1 protein-coding gene is annotated in these 998 nt (G+C 40.0%); it reads left to right on the forward strand.

From position 1 onward, the window contains the following. Positions 1 to 998, forward strand: a 998-nt coding sequence (locus CEF18_RS23865; protein ID WP_190238722.1) for a phosphoenolpyruvate carboxykinase (ATP), incomplete at both ends; no start/stop codon positions are given.

A 998-nucleotide genomic window follows, 5' to 3' on the forward strand; every position in this document is an offset into this window, starting at 1 on the left:
GCTGTTTCTGTTTCAACAGGTAAATACACAGGTCGTTCTCCTAAAGATAAATTCATTGTGAAAGAAGCATCCACTGCAGACAAAATTGATTGGGGCACTGTAAACCAACCGATTTCCCAACAACATTTTGATAATCTGTACACAAAGGTATTAGAATACTTGAAAGAAAAAGAAGAAATCTTTGTATTTAAAGGCTTTGCTGGAGCGGATCACAGCCACCGCCTTCCAATTCAAGTTATAAATGAATACGCTTGGCATAACTTATTTGCACACCAATTGTTTATTCGTCCGACAGGGATTGATTCTCCTAAACACGATGATCAATTTACAATCGTATCGGCACCGACGTTCAAAGCAAATCCGATTATTGACGGTACAGATTCTGAAACGTTCATTATCGTTTCTTTTGAAAAGCGTGTTATACTGATCGGCGGTACTGAGTATGCAGGTGAAATGAAGAAATCTATCTTCTCTGTAATGAACTACTTGTTGCCAGAACAAGACATTCTACCTATGCACTGTTCTGCAAACGTATCTGAAGAAGGTGATGTCGCATTGTTCTTCGGCTTATCGGGTACAGGAAAGACAACGCTATCTGCAGATCCAAACCGCAAGTTAATCGGTGATGACGAGCATGGCTGGTCTGATAACGGTGTGTTTAATATTGAAGGCGGTTGCTACGCAAAATGCGTGAACCTATCTCGCGAGAAGGAACCTCAAATCTTTGATGCGATTACATTCGGTTCTGTATTAGAAAATGTTATGATTGACGAAAATACTGGTCTTACAAATTACAACGATGTATCTCTAACAGAAAATACACGTGCAGCCTATCCAATTGACGCAATCGATAATATCATACTACCAAGTGTTGCCGGACACCCAAATACAATTGTGTTCTTAACAGCTGATGCATTCGGCGTTTTACCCCCAATCAGCAAGTTATCTAAAGAACAAGCCATGTACCATTTCTTAAGCGGTTACACGAGTAAGTTAGC

Origin of the sequence: Salipaludibacillus neizhouensis (genome assembly GCF_002886185.1) — a bacterium.
GTDB lineage: Bacteria > Bacillota > Bacilli > Bacillales > Salisediminibacteriaceae > Salipaludibacillus > Salipaludibacillus neizhouensis.